The 15,948-nt window shown below is 71.2% G+C and carries 11 protein-coding genes; 6 read left to right on the forward strand and 5 right to left on the reverse strand.

Annotation, left to right across the window (positions count from 1 at the left end):
• Positions 1 to 99 precede the first annotated feature (99 nt).
• On the reverse strand, positions 100 to 675 hold the full coding sequence (locus AC5LSR_RS08310; protein WP_250281145.1) for a TerD family protein: 576 nt from the start codon (positions 673 to 675) through the stop codon (positions 100 to 102).
• Positions 676 to 1,230: 555 nt separating this feature from the next.
• Between AC5LSR_RS08310 and AC5LSR_RS08315 the strand changes: the two genes are divergently transcribed.
• From AC5LSR_RS08315 to glgB, 4 genes are all read left to right on the forward strand, one after another.
• Positions 1,231 to 3,216, forward strand: coding sequence for an alpha-1,4-glucan--maltose-1-phosphate maltosyltransferase (locus AC5LSR_RS08315; RefSeq protein WP_250286111.1), 1,986 nt, complete (start codon positions 1,231 to 1,233; stop codon positions 3,214 to 3,216).
• Positions 3,213 to 4,973: a maltose alpha-D-glucosyltransferase gene (gene treS, locus AC5LSR_RS08320; RefSeq protein ID WP_250286112.1), complete on the forward strand. Its 1,761-nt coding sequence runs from the start codon at positions 3,213 to 3,215 to the stop codon at positions 4,971 to 4,973. Before AC5LSR_RS08315 ends, treS begins: the two co-directional genes overlap by 4 nt.
• Before the next feature lie 115 nt (positions 4,974 to 5,088).
• Positions 5,089 to 6,459 (forward strand): maltokinase N-terminal cap-like domain-containing protein, encoded by a 1,371-nt coding sequence (locus AC5LSR_RS08325; protein ID WP_250292477.1) that lies wholly within the window; start codon positions 5,089 to 5,091, stop codon positions 6,457 to 6,459.
• Between the two features lie 27 nt (positions 6,460 to 6,486).
• The gene (glgB, locus tag AC5LSR_RS08330) at positions 6,487 to 9,114 is read left to right on the forward strand and encodes a 1,4-alpha-glucan branching protein GlgB (RefSeq protein ID WP_250286114.1); all 2,628 of its coding nucleotides are present in this window, start codon (positions 6,487 to 6,489) and stop codon (positions 9,112 to 9,114) included.
• 101 nt (positions 9,115 to 9,215) lie between these two features.
• Here glgB and AC5LSR_RS08335 read toward each other — a convergent pair whose 3' ends face one another.
• Positions 9,216 to 10,214: a tetratricopeptide repeat protein gene (locus tag AC5LSR_RS08335; RefSeq protein WP_493464706.1), complete on the reverse strand. Its 999-nt coding sequence runs from the start codon at positions 10,212 to 10,214 to the stop codon at positions 9,216 to 9,218.
• Positions 10,215 to 10,423: 209 nt separating this feature from the next.
• Complete coding sequence (locus AC5LSR_RS08340; protein WP_250281324.1) at positions 10,424 to 10,720, reverse strand: MTH1187 family thiamine-binding protein; 297 nt, start codon at positions 10,718 to 10,720, stop codon at positions 10,424 to 10,426.
• Between the two features lie 258 nt (positions 10,721 to 10,978).
• Between AC5LSR_RS08340 and AC5LSR_RS08345 the strand changes: the two genes are divergently transcribed.
• Positions 10,979 to 12,577, forward strand: coding sequence for an ATP-binding response regulator (locus AC5LSR_RS08345; protein WP_250281322.1), 1,599 nt, complete (start codon positions 10,979 to 10,981; stop codon positions 12,575 to 12,577).
• A gap of 42 nt (positions 12,578 to 12,619) precedes the next feature.
• On the opposite strand, the gene meaB is transcribed toward AC5LSR_RS08345, so the two are convergent.
• Positions 12,620 to 13,654: a methylmalonyl Co-A mutase-associated GTPase MeaB gene (meaB, locus tag AC5LSR_RS08350; protein ID WP_493468320.1), complete on the reverse strand. Its 1,035-nt coding sequence runs from the start codon at positions 13,652 to 13,654 to the stop codon at positions 12,620 to 12,622.
• Positions 13,651 to 14,835 carry an acetyl-CoA C-acetyltransferase gene (locus tag AC5LSR_RS08355; protein WP_250281317.1) on the reverse strand — a complete coding sequence of 395 codons (1,185 nt, stop codon included), beginning with the start codon at positions 14,833 to 14,835 and terminating at the stop codon, positions 13,651 to 13,653. Before AC5LSR_RS08355 ends, meaB begins: the two co-directional genes overlap by 4 nt.
• 287 nt (positions 14,836 to 15,122) lie before the next feature.
• Here AC5LSR_RS08355 and mce point away from each other — a divergent pair, with 287 nt between their 5' ends.
• On the forward strand, positions 15,123 to 15,545 hold the full coding sequence (gene mce, locus AC5LSR_RS08360) for a methylmalonyl-CoA epimerase (RefSeq protein ID WP_250281315.1): 423 nt from the start codon (positions 15,123 to 15,125) through the stop codon (positions 15,543 to 15,545).
• Positions 15,546 to 15,948: the final 403 nt, after the last annotated feature.

A 15,948-nucleotide genomic window follows, 5' to 3' on the forward strand; every position in this document is an offset into this window, starting at 1 on the left:
CCGTCCACGGCCCGGCGGACGCGGTGGCACCGGCGCTCCCGGCCCGCTTCCCCGGCCCGGGCCGCCCGGTCGCGACGACCGGGCGTCAGGGCAGAAGGATCAGACATTGACTCCGTAGTCCCGGGCGATGCCGGCAAGCCCGGAGGCATAGCCCTGGCCGACGGCCCGGAACTTCCACTCGGCGCCGTGCCGGTAGACTTCACCGAAGACCATCGCAGTTTCGGTGGAGGCGTCCTCGGTGAGATCGTAACGCGCGATCTCGGTGCCCCCCACCCCGTTGACGATCCTGATGAACGCGTTGCGGACCTGGCCGAAGTTCTGCTGGCGCGTGTCCGCATCATAGATCGAAACCGGAAACACCACCTTGTCGACCTCCACGGGCAGACCGGCGAGACTCACGTTGATCGCCTCGTCGTCGCCCTCGCCCTCGCCGGTGAGGTTGTCGCCCTGATGTTCGATGGCACCGTCCGGGCTCTTGAGATTGTTGAAGAAGACGAAGTGACTGTCCGAGAGGACCTTGCCATTGGATCCGAGGGCGATCGCGCTCGCATCAAGATCGAAATCAGCGCCGGTCGTGCTGCGGACATCCCAGCCGAGGCCGACGACGATACTGGTCAGGCCGGGCGCCTCCTTGGTCAGCGAAACGTTTCCGCCCTTGCTGAGGCTGACTCCCACTTGCTCCTCCTGCTGTCATTGCGATCGGGGCTGTTCCTGTATTCCGGGGCCCTGGCCGCCCCCCGCACCGAACGCGACGCAGCCTACTGGACTCGATCACGCATGCCCACGGCGACGTGGGGTTATGGGGCCTTGTGTTCTGCGGGACGAACGGGACCTCTCCAGGGTTCCCGGACGCACGTGCGCGCCCGTTCGGGACAGCCCCCGGGACAGCCGGCGGCCGGCGGCGCGGCGCGGCGCGGGCGGGCGGCCGCCGGCGTGGCAGGCGCGCCGGGCAGGTGGTGCCCCACCCGCGTGGACCCGGCGGGCCCGGGTATCCCGGAGCGGGACCGATGGCGGCGGACCGGTACGCGCCCGGCACCGGTCCCGGCCGCGAACGCGTATCAACGTGGAGACTTCGATCCGATGCCGACATCCTCCTCCCCCGGCGGAGCACCTCCGCACCCCCAACACCCCCCCATCTGGTGGCCCCACGCTGTTCACGTTGGGGTGCCACCAACTGGTACAGGAGAGGCCGACTATCAAGGGGTGGTCCACCTGGATAAGGTCGCGGCGATGATCGGACGTTCCATAGGCCGGGTTGTCATCTCTGACGTCAGCCCCGCCGTCTCCTGTGGGCAGTGGCCGTCGCGGGCCGTCGAGGGTGAGACCCTCACCGTCGCCGCGACGATGTTCCGCGACGGACACGACCTGATCGGCGCCAACGTGGCGCTGTCAGGCCCGGACGGCCGCGGGAACCCGTTCACCCGGATGCGGCAGGCCACAGCGGGCACTGATCGTTACGAAGCCGAGGTCCGGGTCGACTCGGAGGGCCTGTGGGGCTTCCGCATCGAGGCCTGGGCCGATCCGGTGGCCACCTGGCGGCACGCTGTCGAGGTCAAGACAGCCGCCGGCCAGAGCACGGACGAGCTGTCGGTGGACTTCGAGGACGGCGCCCGGCTCCTGCTGCGCGCCCTGCCCGGGATTCCCGAAAGCCGGCGGGCGGCGGTCCGGCACGCCGTCGACGTCCTGCGCGACGACACGCTGACGGATCCGCACGGGCGGATCGCGCCGGCGTGCGACCCGGCGCTGGTCGACCTGCTCACCCGGTGCCCGCTGCGGGAGCTCATCACCCGCTCGCCCCTGTACCGGATCTGGGTGGACCGGCCCCGGGCCCTGTTCGGCAGCTGGTACGAGTTCTTTCCCCGTTCCGAGGGTGCGAGCCTGGACCCGCCGCGTTCCGGAACGTTCGCGACGGCCGCCGAGCGGCTGCCCGCCGTCGCCGCGATGGGTTTCGACGTGGTCTACCTGCCGCCGATCCACCCCATCGGCGAGGTCAACCGCAAGGGCCCGAACAACACCCTGGTCGTGGGCCCTGACGACCCGGGCTCGCCGTGGGCGATCGGCAGTGACGCCGGTGGCCACGACGCCGTCCACCCGGGCCTGGGGACGATCGACGACTTCGACGACTTCGTCGCCAGGGCCCGCGCCCTGGGCATGGAGATCGCCCTCGACCTGGCCCTGCAGTGCGCGCCCGACCACCCGTGGGCCAAGGTGCACCCGGAGTGGTTCACCGTGCGCAGCGACGGCTCCATCGCGTACGCGGAGAACCCGCCGAAGAAGTACCAGGACATCTACCCGCTCAACTTCGACAACGACCCGGTCGGGCTCTACCACGAGGTGCTGCGGGTGGTCCGGTACTGGACCTCGCACGGGGTGCGGATATTCCGGGTCGACAATCCGCACACCAAGCCGGTCCAGTTCTGGGAGTGGCTCATCGCCGAGGTGAAGTCGGTCGAGCCGGACGTGCTCTTCCTCTCCGAGGCGTTCACCCGGCCGTCCATGATGCGGGCGCTGGCGCGGGTCGGTTTCACCCAGTCGTACACCTACTTCACCTGGCGCAACACGAGGTCGGAGCTGGAGACATACGGCCGGGAGCTGCTGGAGACCGCGCACTACATGCGTCCGAACTTCTTCGTCAACACTCCCGACATTCTGCCCGGCTACCTGCAGGAGGGCGGTGAGGCGGCATTCAGGATCCGCGCGGTACTGGCGTCGATGATGTCGCCGTCGTGGGGGGTCTACGCGGGCTACGAGCTGTTCGAGAACGCTCCCGTACGGGCCGGCGGCGAGGAGTACCTGGACTCCGAGAAATACCAGTACCGGCCGCGGGACTGGGCCGGTGCCGAACAGGACGGACGCTCACTCGCACCATATCTTGCCAGGCTGAACCGGATACGCAGGGAGCATCCGGCGCTGCACTGGCTGCGTAACCTTCGTTTCCACCATGCCGATGGCGACGATTTCCTCGTCTTCTCCAAGCGCTCCGGGGGGGCGGCGGGCGACGACTGCGTCCTGGTCGTCGTCAACCTGGATCCGCGCAACGCCCGGGAGACGACCGTCCGTCTCGACATGCCCGCCCTCGGCCTCGAGTGGCGGGAGACCTTCCATGTTCACGACGAGATCAGCGGGGCTGACTACACGTGGGGGCAAGAGAATTACGTCCGGCTGGACCCGGCGACGGAACCAGCCCACATCCTCGACGTCCGGCGCCGGGCATGAGCGCCAGGAGCACCGAGGACACCGAGGGCACCGAGGGCACCGAGGGCACCGGAGAGGCCGGGGGCGGGACGTCGGCCGGGGGTGCCGTCCCGCCCCCGGCCGACGAACCATCCCGCGACCCGCTGTGGTTCAAGCGGGCGGTCTTCTACGAGGTCCTCATCCGGGGCTTCGCCGACTCCAACGGTGACGGCACGGGCGACCTGCGCGGGGTCACCAGCAAGCTCGACTACCTGAGCTGGCTCGGGGTCGACTGCCTGTGGCTGCTGCCGATCTACGAGTCACCGCTGCGGGACGGTGGCTACGACATCTCCGACTACTTCCGGATCCTGCCCGAGTTCGGCGACCTCGGGGACTTCGTCAACCTGGTGGACGAGGCCCACCGCCGGGGCATCCGGATCATCGCGGACCTGGTCATGAACCACACCTCCGACCAGCACCCGTGGTTCCTGGCCTCCCGCAGCGACCCGGACGGCCCGTACGGCGACTTCTACGTGTGGTCGGACACGGACCAGAAGTTCCTCGACGCCCGGATCATCTTCGTCGACACGGAGAAGTCGAACTGGACCTGGGACCCGGTGCGCGGCCAGTACTACTGGCACCGTTTCTTCTCCCACCAGCCCGACCTCAACTATGACAACCCGGACGTCCAGGAGGCCATGCTCGAGGTGCTGCGCTTCTGGCTGGACCTCGGCATCGACGGATTCCGGCTGGACGCCGTCCCGTACCTCTACGTACGGGAGGAAACCAACGGCGAGAACCTGCCGGAGACCCACGAGTACATGCGGCGGCTCCGCAAGGAGATCGACGCCAAATACGCCGACCGGGTGCTGCTGGCCGAGGCGAACCAGTGGCCGTCCGACGTCGTCCAGTATTTCGGCGACGACGACGAGTGCCACATGGCGTTCCATTTCCCGCTGATGCCGCGGATCTTCATGGCGGTCCGCCGGGAGTCCCGCTACCCCATCTCGGAGATCCTGGCGCAGACACCGGCGATCCCGCCGAACTGCCAGTGGGGCATCTTCCTGCGCAACCACGACGAGCTGACCCTGGAAATGGTCACCGACGAGGAACGCGACTACATGTACGCCGAGTACGCGAAGGACCCGCGTATGAAGGCGAACATCGGGATACGCCGCCGGCTCGCCCCGCTGCTGGAGAACAGCCGCGACCAGATGGAGCTCTTCACCGCGCTGCTGCTCTCGCTGCCCGGTTCACCGGTGATCTACTACGGCGACGAGATCGGCATGGGTGACAACATCTACCTGGGCGACCGGGACGGTGTGCGGACGCCGATGCAGTGGTCCCCGGACCGCAACGCCGGTTTCTCCACCAGCGACCCGGCCCGGCTCTACCTGCCGCCCATCATGGATCCGGTGTACGGATACCAGGCGCTCAACGTCGAGGCCGAGCAGCGGATGCCGACGTCCTTCCTGTCCTGGACCCGGCGGATGATCGAGGTGCGCAAGCGGCACCCGGTCTTCGGCCTCGGCAGTTTCGAGGAGTTCCCGGCGTCCAATCCGTCTGTTTTCGCCTTTGTCCGGGAGTTCGGCGACGACCGAGTGCTCTGCGTGGCCAACCTGTCACGTTTCGCCCAGCCGGTGGAGCTCGATCTCCGCAGGTTCACCGGAATGGTGCCGGTCGAACTGCTCGGCGGGGTGCGCTTCCCGCCGATCGGGGAACTGCCGTACCTGTTGACCCTGGCCGGGCACGGGCACTACTGGTTCGCGCTCACCCGGGCGGGGGAACTGGGCTCCTGACGGGCCGGGACGTACCGGCCGGCCAGACATACGGCAGGGTAGGGCGTACACGTCACGATGGGCGTACACGTCACGAGGATGGTCGCCAGGTGGTGACGGCGCGAGGAGGTCGACGATGGTGGGCGGCAACTCTGATCTGGTCGCCCTCCTGCCCCCCTGGCTGCCGCGGCAGCGCTGGTTCGCCGGCAAGGGCCGGCCCTGGGCCGGCCTGCGTGTCGTCCGCGACGTGCGCCTGTCCGACCTGCTGCGCCACTTCGTCGTCGAGGTCCGCTATACCGATGGTGGTCCGGCCGACCACTACCAGGTACCGCTGGTGGTGCGGCCGGACGCGCCCTACGGGCACGAGGGCTTCTTCGTCGGCAAGTGCGCCGACGGGCTGGTCTACGACGGGCTGCACGATCCGGAGGGCAGCGCCGCCCTGCTGGCGTTCGTCCGCGACCGGACGGCCCGCGACGGGCTCGTGCCGCACACGCTGGAGGAGCTCGAGCTCTTCCCCGCCCACGTGATCGGCGCGGAGCAGTCCAACACCTCGGTCGTGTACGGCGACGCCTACATCCTGAAGGTCTTCCGGCGGCTGTGGCCAGGGACGAACCCGGACCTGGAGATGACCCGCGCGCTCGCCGACGCGGGCAGCCCCAGCGTGGCCCGGCCGCTGGCCTGGCTGGACGGTGTTCTCGACGGCCAGCGCGCCACGTTCGCGTTCATGCAGGAGTTCCTCCGCAGCGGCACCGAGGGCTGGCGGCTCGCCCTCGCCAGCGTCCGGGACCTCTACGCGGAGGCGGACCTGCACGCCGACGAGGTCGGCGGCGACTTCGCGGCCGAGTCCGAGCGGCTGGGCGCGGCCACCGCGGACGTGCACCGCATCATCGCCGAGACGCTCCCCACGGCTGTCGGCGACGCCGGGACCCTGCAGGCGCAGGCCACCGGGATGCACGGGCGGCTGGACGCCGCGATCAGGGCCGTCGAGCGGCTGCGGGCCTTCGAGCCGGGGCTGCGCGCCGCCTACGACGCACTCGCCCGCCAGACGTCACCGGTCGCCCTGCAGCGGGTACACGGCGACTACCATCTGGGGCAGGTGCTACGGGTGGACTCGGGGTGGGTACTCTTCGACTTCGAGGGTGAACCGGCACGTCCGCTGGCAGAACGCACAGCGCTGCAGTCCGTCCATCGTGATGTCGCCGGCATGCTCCGATCATTCGACTACGCGGCCCAGTCGTTGTTGTTGGAACGGTCGCTGTTGGTGGAACGGGAGGACGAGTCCGGACTCAGATATCGCGCGCAGGAATGGGCGGCTCGCAACCGTGACGCCTTCTGCACCGGGTACGCCGGCGTCCGCGGGCACGACCCACGCGAGGAAGCTGCCCTGTTGCGAGCGTTCGAGCTCGACAAGGCTGTGTACGAAGTCGTCTACGAGGCCCGTCACCGCCCATCGTGGCTGCCGATCCCGCTCGGTTCGGTCGAACGGCTGACCTCCACGGACGGATGACTACGTTCTAAGGATGGCGTGTTGTCCATGATCGGTCCTGACAGCGCGGCAGGTGGAGCCGACGAGGGGCACCCGGGCGGTTGCCGCCGCGACGCCAGCGGTCTTCCGAGCGACGTCAGCTCCGGGCTCGCCCGTTCCCCGCTGCCGGCCATGGCCATGGCCGGGCACGGCGGCACCGGCCGCCGGGGCAGCGGCCACGGCGACACCGGCTACGGCACCGGGTATCCCGAAGACGGCGGCTATCCCGAAGCGGCGTACCGGGACGGCGGGCCCGGCCGCGGCGAGCACACCGCGGTCCAGCACGGCAGCGCGGAGCACAGCGGAGCGGAGCACGGCGCAGCGGAGGGGGACACGGCGCAGCGGAGCGGGACGAAGCGGGGCGCCGGCGGCCAGGACACCCCGACGTCGCCTCCCCCGCCCCTGCTCGTCGCCGCCGCCGAGCTCGAACGGCTGGTGAACGGCTCGCACCACGACCCGCACCACATCCTCGGTGCCCATCCCCACGGGGAGTGGACGATCGTGCGGGCCCTGCGGCCGGACGCGGTGAGCGTGGTCGTCATCACCGAAGAGGAGCGGTTCGCATGCACCCGGCTGCACACGGCCGGGGTGTTCGCCGTGGCGCTGCCGACCAGCGCCGTCTCCGGCTACCGGCTGGAGGTCCGGTACTGCGACGCCACGCACGTCGTCGACGACCCCTACCGCCACCTGCCCACCCTCGGGGAGATGGATCTGCACCTCATCGGCGAGGGCCGCCACGAACAGCTGTGGAAGGCGCTCGGCGCGCGGGTGCGCCGCTACCCGGACAGCACCGGCACAACCGAGGTCAGCGGGGTCGGTTTCGCCGTGTGGGCGCCGAACGCCCGCGGTGTGCGGGTGGTCGGCGACTTCGACTTCTGGGACGGCCGGGCCTACCCGATGCGCTCCCTGGGCTCGACCGGCGTCTGGGAGCTGTTCGTGCCCGGCATCGGCGCCGGCTGCCGGTACAAGTACGAGATCCTCGGCTTCGACGGCGTCTGGCGGCAGAAGGCCGACCCGCTCGCGCTGCACACCGAGAACCCGCCGGCCACGGCGAGCGTCGTCTTCGAGTCCGGCTACACCTGGAACGACGAGGCATGGCTGGCGCGGCGCAGGCGCACCGCGTGGCACACCAGGCCGGTCTCGGTCTACGAGGTGCACCTGGGCTCCTGGCGCCGCGGGCTGTCGTACCGGCAGCTCGCCACCGAGCTCGTCGCCCACGTGCGGGAGATGGGCTTCACCCACGTCGAGCTGCTGCCCGTGGCCGAGCATCCCTTCGGTGGCTCCTGGGGCTACCAGGTGTCGGCCTACTACGCGCCGACGTCACGCTTCGGCGACCCCGACGGCTTCCGCTACCTCGTCGACCAGCTCCACCAGGCCGGCATCGGTGTGATCGTCGACTGGGTGCCGGCGCACTTCCCCCGGGACGTCTGGGCGCTGGGCCGCTTCGACGGCACCCCGCTCTACGAGCACCCCGACCCCCGCCGCGGCGAGCAGCCCGACTGGGGGACGTACGTGTTCGACTTCGGGCGTCCCGAGGTGCGCAACTTCCTGGTCGCGAACGCGGTGTACTGGTTCGAGGAGTTCCACGTCGACGGGCTGCGGGTGGACGCCGTCGCCTCCATGCTCTACCTGGACTACTCCAGGGCCGAGGGCGAGTGGGTCCCCAACGTCCACGGCGGCCGGGAGAACCTGGACGCGGTGTCGTTCCTGCAGGAGACCAACGCCACGGTCTACCGGCGCGTCCCGGGCGTACTGATGATCGCCGAGGAGTCGACGGCCTGGCCGGGGGTGACCCGCCCGACGCACCTGGGCGGCCTGGGCTTCGGCTTCAAGTGGAACATGGGCTGGATGCACGACACGCTCGACTACCTCTCCCGGGCGCCGGTGTTCCGCGTGTACCACCACCACCAGATGACCTTCTCCATGATGTACGCGTACTCGGAGAACTTCGTCCTCCCGCTCAGCCACGACGAGGTGGTGCACGGGAAGGGCTCGCTGCTGCGCAAGATGCCCGGTGACCGCCGGCAGCAGCTGGCCAACCTGCGCGCGCTCTACGGCTACATGTGGGCGCACCCGGGCAAGCAGCTGCTGTTCATGGGCGGGGAGTTCGCCCAGGAGGCCGAGTGGTCCGAGGCCCGCTCGCTGGACTGGTGGCACCTGGACGACCCGGGCCACCGGGGCGTGGCCACGCTGCTGAAGGACCTCAACGGGGCCTACCGGGCCGCCCCCGCCCTGTGGGAACGGGACACCTCCCCGGAGGGGTTCTCCTGGATCGACGCGAACGACGCCGAGAACAACGTGTTCTCGTTCCTGCGCTGGGCCGGCGGCGCTCCGGCCGGCGGTGGCCGGGCCGGCGGCGCTCCGGCCGGCGGCCCGGCGGGCGGGCGGGTGCTCGCCTGCGTCACCAACTTCTCCGGCGTCCCGCACACCGGCTACCAGCTCGGGCTGCCGTTCGCCGGCCGCTGGCGTGAGCTCATCAACACCGACGCCACCGAGTACGCCGGCAGCGGGCTGGGGAACCTGGGCTCCGTGCTCGCCGTGGACACCACCCGCCACAACCAGCCGGCGTCGGCGACACTCACCCTGCCCGCCCTGAGCACCCTGTGGCTGTGCTACGAGGGCTCCGTCCAGAACTGACCAGCCGGGAACCGGCCGGCCCGTGCCGGCCCGGCGGGGCTCGTCGGGCCGGCACGGTGCGCCCGGCCGGCCGGGAAAACGCCCGGCATGCCGGGACGTTTTCAGAACAGGGCGGCGGCGAGGGCGCGGCGGGCCGGGGCGACCGCCGGCTCGGCGTCCCCCAACGCCTGGAACAGGCCGACCAGGTGGGCCCGGACACGCTCCCGCTCGTCACCGGTGGTCCGCCGGACGACGCCGACCAGCCGGGTCAGGCCCGTCTCGACCTCGCCCCGGGCGACCAGGACGTCGGCCAGCATGATGGCCGCCTCGACGTCGTCGGGGTCGGCCGACAACCGGGCACGCAACGCGGCCGCGTCGATCGTGGCCACCCGCTGGAAGAGCTCGACACGGGCGAGCCCCAGCGCCGCGTCCTGGTCACCGGGGGCTTCGGTGAGCCCGGCCCGGTAGGCCGCCGCGGCGGCCTCGAGGTCACCGCGGGCGAGCGCCTCCTGCGCGGCGGCGTGGTGCGGGTCGGCGGGGGCCTCGTCCGGCCCGCCGGGCAGGCCGCCGGTGGCCTCGTCGACGAGCGCGAGCAGCTGGTCGAGCCAGGCCCGCACCTCGCGTTCGGGCAGGGCGCCGGTGAACTCACCGATGATCCGCCCGCCGACGATCGCCTTGACCGCGGGAATGCCCTGGACGGCCGCGGCCTGGGCGAGCTGCGGGTTCGCGTCCACATCGATCTTGGCGAGGACCCAGCGGCCGCCGTCGGCTTCCGCCAGCCGCTCGAGGATGGGGCTGAGCTGCTTACACGGGCCGCACCAGCCGGCCCAGAAGTCGACCACCACCGGGACCTGCATGGACCGTTGCAGGACCTCCGTGGCGAACGTGGCCTCGCTGACGTCCACGACGACGGGCTGCGCCGGCGCGCCCGGGCCCGCCTGGGCGGCTCGGGCTGCACCCGCGGCGGTGGCCGCCGGCCGGGCGGGCGCGGGCTTGGGGTCGAGCGGGACCGCGCCGGCGAAGCGGAGGCCGGCGAGTTCGCCGGAAAGCCGTGGATCTGAGGGCGAGGCGTTTCGCGACCTGGCGGGCCCTGGTCCTGACGACCGGGGCCCGGACGACATGGGTGACCTCCGTGGCATGACTCCATCGTTGCATCCGGGCAGCGAAACCGGACACCGCCTCGGCGGACCGGGTGCCAGCAGCCGGCCGGCACCGCGTATCCGGCCGGCTCGGAGGGCACGCAGACCCGACGAATCAGCCCAACCCGCCCAGCCTGGCCGGCCCGCCCGGCCCGCCCGGCCCCGTGGCCGGGCGACAGAACGCCGCCGGGTCACTCCTGGGCCAGGCGCCGCTCGATCGAGGCGACCTTGGTGTGTATCGCGTCGGTGGCCCCCTGGCGGATGTCGGCCTTGAGTACCAGGCTCACCCGTCCGGACCGCGCGGCCACGGCCTCGACCGCCCGGCGCACGACGTCGATGACCTCGTCCCACTCCCCCTCGACCGTCGTGAACATCGCCGATGTCTCGTTGGGCAGGCCGCTGGCGCGGACCACCCGCACCGCCTCGGCGACCAGGTCGCCGACGTCCTCGCCGGTGCCGATCGGGGTCACGCTGAACGCTACGAGCATGGTTCAAGATCTACCATGGCTGCCACCGCCTTCGTGCCGGTATCGGTGAGCCTGCCGGGATTGGTGAGTGTGCCAGCATTGGCGACGACCAGCCGCCGGATGCTACCTTCTGTGCAGGTTCCATCCCTGGGACGGCATAAACGGACACTCGACCAAACCCGGGACAACGCTCTTCGACGGCACGCCCTACTATTGCCCGCCGTGGAGTGGACGATGCGCGATGACCGGGATGACAAGGCACGGGACGACGAGGCCTAGGTGGTTCCACGGACCCTCCTCGACGCGCTGACAAGCCTGGTCGTACTCGTCGGCGCGGACGGCCGCGTGCTCGACGCGGGCGCGGCCGCGAGGACCTTTCTCGGTGAACGGCTGGCCGGGACGACCCATCTGCGGGACCTGGTCGACGTGGTGGAGCCGTCCTCGCGGGTCCGGCTGCGCGATGTCGTGCCCCGGACGCTCGGCCGTACCGGCCAGTGGCGCGGAACCGTCGACCTCGTCGACGCCGCGGGCAACCCGGCGCCCTATCTGGTGTCGGTGCGGGCCGACCCCGACGGCGGCTTCGTGATCGCCGCCCAGGACACCGAGGACATCCGGGCCCGGGAGGCGGCCGAACGGGAGTCCCGCGCGAAGGACGAGTTCATCGCCCGGCTCGGCCACGAGCTGCGCACCCCCCTCAACGCGGTCCTCGGCTTCGCCCAGCTGCTGGAGCTCGAGCCGCTGGCCCCGGAGCTGCACGACGACATCGAACGGATCATCACCGGTGGCCGGCACATGCAGGCCCTCATCGACGACGTGCTCGACCTCGCCCGGCTGCGGGCCGGCCGCGGGGACATCAACAAGGGGCCCGTCAACGTCCTGGAGATCGTCCAGGGTGTCGTCGAGCTGGTCGAGCCGCTGGCCGCGCAGCGCGGGATCCGGCGGGTCATCTCACCGGCCGAGCCGCTGGTCGCCGACGCCGACCGGCGGCGGCTGTGGCAGGTCCTGCTCAACCTGGTCGGCAACGCCCTGAAGTACGGGCGGGAGGGCGGCACCGTCCGCGTCGGGATCGTGCCCGTCACCGGGGCCCGGGTGCGGATCGAGGTCGAGGACGACGGCAACGGCCTGCCCCCCGAGGCCATGAGCAGGCTGTTCCGGCCGTTTGAACGGCTCGGAGCCGAACGGAGCGGCGTCGAGGGTAGTGGGCTGGGGCTGGCGCTGTCCCACGCCCTGGTCACGGCCATGGGCGGCGTTCTGACGGCGGCCAGCCGCTACCGGGTGGGCAGCGTGTTCGCCGTGGTCCTGGACACCATCGACGTCCGTTTCGACGACGCCTACGACGCCTACGACGACCCGGACGACGATGACGGGTTCGGGCCGCCGCCGGCCGTCACGGGCCGGCCGGCAGGAGCGAGGCCAGGACCCTGGCCAGGGCCAGGGCCAGCGACGGGGACGGTCGACAACCGCCTGCGGGTCGTGCACGTCAGCGGTGATCCGGCGACCCGGGCGATGGTCACCCATGTGCTGCGCAGCTCGCTGGGAGCGGACACGGTCTGCGTCCCGCGCGCCGCCCTCGCGCTGGACGCCGTACGGCGTGCCCGGCCGGCGCTGGTGCTGCTGGACCGGATCCTGCCCGACGCCCCGGTCGAGGAACTGCTGCGGGCGCTCGCGGCGGACGCCACCGCCGGGCAGATCCCCGCTGTCGTCCTCACCACGGACGACGACCCGCGGGACCTGACCAGGCTGCGGCAGGCGGGCGCGGTGGATGTCGCCGGAGCGCCCCTCGACGTCAACGCGGTGATCGCGGCGGCCGGCCATCTGGCAGTGCGCCGCGGCGAGCGGCAGCAGGCCGCGCACCACGCGCGCCACGCGCACCAGTAGCGCCGGCCCGGCGCCCCGGCCGGCCGGCGGGAACCGGCCGGATCACCCGATGATCGTCCCACCGCCGGTCGCGCTGGCGGTCATGCTGGCGATCACGCGCTCGGCGGCCGTGTAGGGGTCGAGCGCGCCCGCGACGACCTCGCCCGCGAGCGCGTCCAGCAGGGTGGCGTCCCGCAGGCCGCCCATGCGGGCCCGCAGCTCGGTGAGCGCGATCTGTTCGATCTCGTCGGCGGCCCGCCGGCGCCGGCGGGCGTCCAGCACGCCCCGCTCGACCATCCACGCACGGTGATCGACGATCGCGTCCACGATCTCGTCGACGCCCTCCGAACGGGACGCGACGGTCTTGACCACCGGCGGCTGCCACCGCTGGCCGCCGGCCGGCCCGGTCAGGGCGATCATGTGCTTGAGCTCCCGGTAGGTGTGCTCCGCGCCGTCCCGGTCGGCCTTGTTGACCACGAACACGTCGGCGATCTCCAGGATGCCGGCCTTGGCCGCCTGGACGCCGTCGCCCATCCCCGGCGCCAGCAGCACCAGCGTGGTGTCGGCCAGCGAGGCGATGTCGACCTCGGCCTGGCCCACCCCCACCGTCTCGACGAGCACCACGTCGAAGCCGGCCGCGTCCAGCACGCGCAGTGCCTGTGGGGTCGCCCAGGACAGCCCGCCGAGATGCCCGCGGGAGGCCAGCGAGCGGATGTAGACGCCGGGGTCGGTGGCGTGCTGCTGCATGCGCACCCGGTCCCCGAGCAGCGCGCCGCCGCTGAACGGGGACGACGGGTCGATGGCCAGGACACCGACCCGCAGGCCACGGGCGCGGAACGCGCCGACGAGAGCGGACGTCGAGGTCGACTTGCCCACCCCGGGGGAACCGGTGAGGCCGATCACCTGCGCCCGGCCGGTGCGTGGCGCCAGCAGGGCCATGATCTCCCGCAGCTGCGGGGAGGCGTCCTCCACCAGGGAGATCAGCCGGGCGAGCGCCCGCGGGGAGCCGGCGACGGCGGCGTCCACCAGGTCGGCCGGGGCCGCGGAGCGCGCGAGAGCCGGCCCGGGTGCCGGGAGGACCACCGGGGCCGAGCTCACGCCGGGACGCGCAGCACGAGCGCGTCGCCCTGGCCACCGCCGCCGCACAGGCCGGCGGCACCGGTACCGCCGCCCCGGCGGCGCAGCTCGTGGGCGAGCGTGAGGGCGATGCGGGTACCGGACATGCCGACCGGGTGCCCGAGCGCTATCGCGCCCCCGTTGACGTTGGTGACGTCCGGGCCGATACCGAGGTCGCGCATGGACTGGATGCCCACCGCGGCGAACGCCTCGTTGATCTCGTAGAGGTCCACGTCCGCCGGGGTCAGCCCCTCCTTGCGCAGCGCCGCCAGGATCGCGTTCGACGGCTGGGAGTGCAGGGACGGGTCCGGGCCGGCGACGAAACCGTGATGGCCGACCTCGGCGAGCACGGGCAGGCCGAGCTCGGCCGCCTTGGCCCGGCTGGCGACCACGACGGCCGCGGCGCCGTCGGAGATCTGCGACGCCGAACCGGCCGTGATCGTGCCGTCGGCGGCGAAGGCGGGGCGCAGCTTCGCCAGCGAGCCCGCGGTGGTCTCACCGCGGACGCCCTCGTCTTGGCTGATCAGTATCGGGTCGCCGCGGCGCTGCGGCACCTCGATCGGGACGATCTCCTCGTCGAACAGGCCGTTCTTGATCGCGGCGGCGGCCCGCTGGTGCGACCGGGCGGCGAACTCGTCCTGCTCGGCCCGGCCGATACCCCGCGTCGCGTTGCCCCGCTCGGTGCCATCCCCCATCGCCACCTGGTCGAACGCGCAGGTCAGGGCGTCGTACGCGGTCGCGTCCACAAGTTCGGCGTTGCCGTAGCGGACGCCCGCGCGCAGGGACCGCAACAGGTGCGGGCCGTGTGTCATCGACTCCATCCCACCGGCGACGACGATGTCGAACTCGCCGCTGGCGATGTAGGTGTCGGCCAGCGCGATCGCGTCCAGCCCGGAGAGGCAGACCTTGTTCACGGTGAGCGCGGGAACGCTCAGCGGGATGCCGCCCCTGGCCGCCGCCTGCCGGGCGGTGATCTGGCCCTGGCCCGCCTGGATCACATGCCCGATGATCACGTAATCGACCTGGTCACCGCTGATCCCGGCCCGTGACAGCGCGGCCCTGATCGCGAACCCGCCCAGCTCGACGGCGGAGAAGCTCTTCAGCGAACCGGACAGTTTGCCGATCGGCGTCCGGGCGCCGGCCACGATGACGGAACCAGGCATGAGTGGGCCTCCCGCAGGTACGACAGCGTCTTCGGTAACCATAACGTGATCATGACCAACATGCCGGGCGAGCAGGGGCGACCCGCGTATCCGCGCCGCTCGCGGTCAGGTGTGGCAGCATCCCGGAACGATCCCGGTGAGGACGGGACGGCGGGACGGCGAGCCGCCCGCACTTCCCGCGCCTCCTTCATCCGCATCACCGCGACGATCACGGTAATCATAATGATCATGACAATTGCGACGGCCACGACGACCACGACGACCACGGAAGAGGGGCACAGACCGCGATGTTCACCAGAATCGACCACGTCGGCATCGCCGTCCGCGACCTGGAGAAGTCCATCTCCTGGTACGAGACGACGTTCGGCCTCACGGTAGCGTCCCAGGAGGTCAACGAGGAGCAGGGGGTCCACGAAGCCATGCTGTCCGTCGCCGACGGCCCCGCGGGCGGCTCCTATGTGCAGCTGCTGGAGCCGACCCGGGCGGACTCGCCGGTCGGCAAGTTCCTCGCCCGCAACGGCGAGGGAGTTCATCACATCGGCTACGGCGTCGAGGACGTGGAGAACGCACTGGCCTCGATCAGCGCCACCGGGGTCCGGCTGGTCGACAAACGGCCCCGGCACGGCTCCATGGGCGCGAGCATCGCCTTCCTGCACCCGAAGGACACCGGCGGCGTCCTGACCGAGCTGGTGCAGGCCGCCAAACACTGATCTGCCACCCCCGGCAGCCTCCCGCCAGCCAGCGCCACGGCCCCCATCGTCGGCCATCACCGGTGCCGGCCGTCATCAGCTGACCAAAAATCCCGAAAACGACAACCGAATGATCCAGGAACCATCGCCGACGAACCGTCGCGGGGCGACCCCCCCTCCCCATAAACACCTGAAGGATGTGAATCCGCCGCTGTTCGGGACAGCGCCGGATTCACATCCTTTTTCATCCCACCACCACGCTTTTCTTTCCCGCGGCTCTTTCCTGTCTTTCCCGTGACTCTTTCCCGCGGCCATCACACCGCGGGCTCCCCGCCTTCAGGATCTCCACCTTTCCAGATCGCCATCAGACAATCTTCGCCATCCCCAGATTTTCGCAGGGCGAACACACCTCAAGATCCTTACA

The organism is Protofrankia sp. CiP1_Cm_nod4, assembly GCF_982290645.1.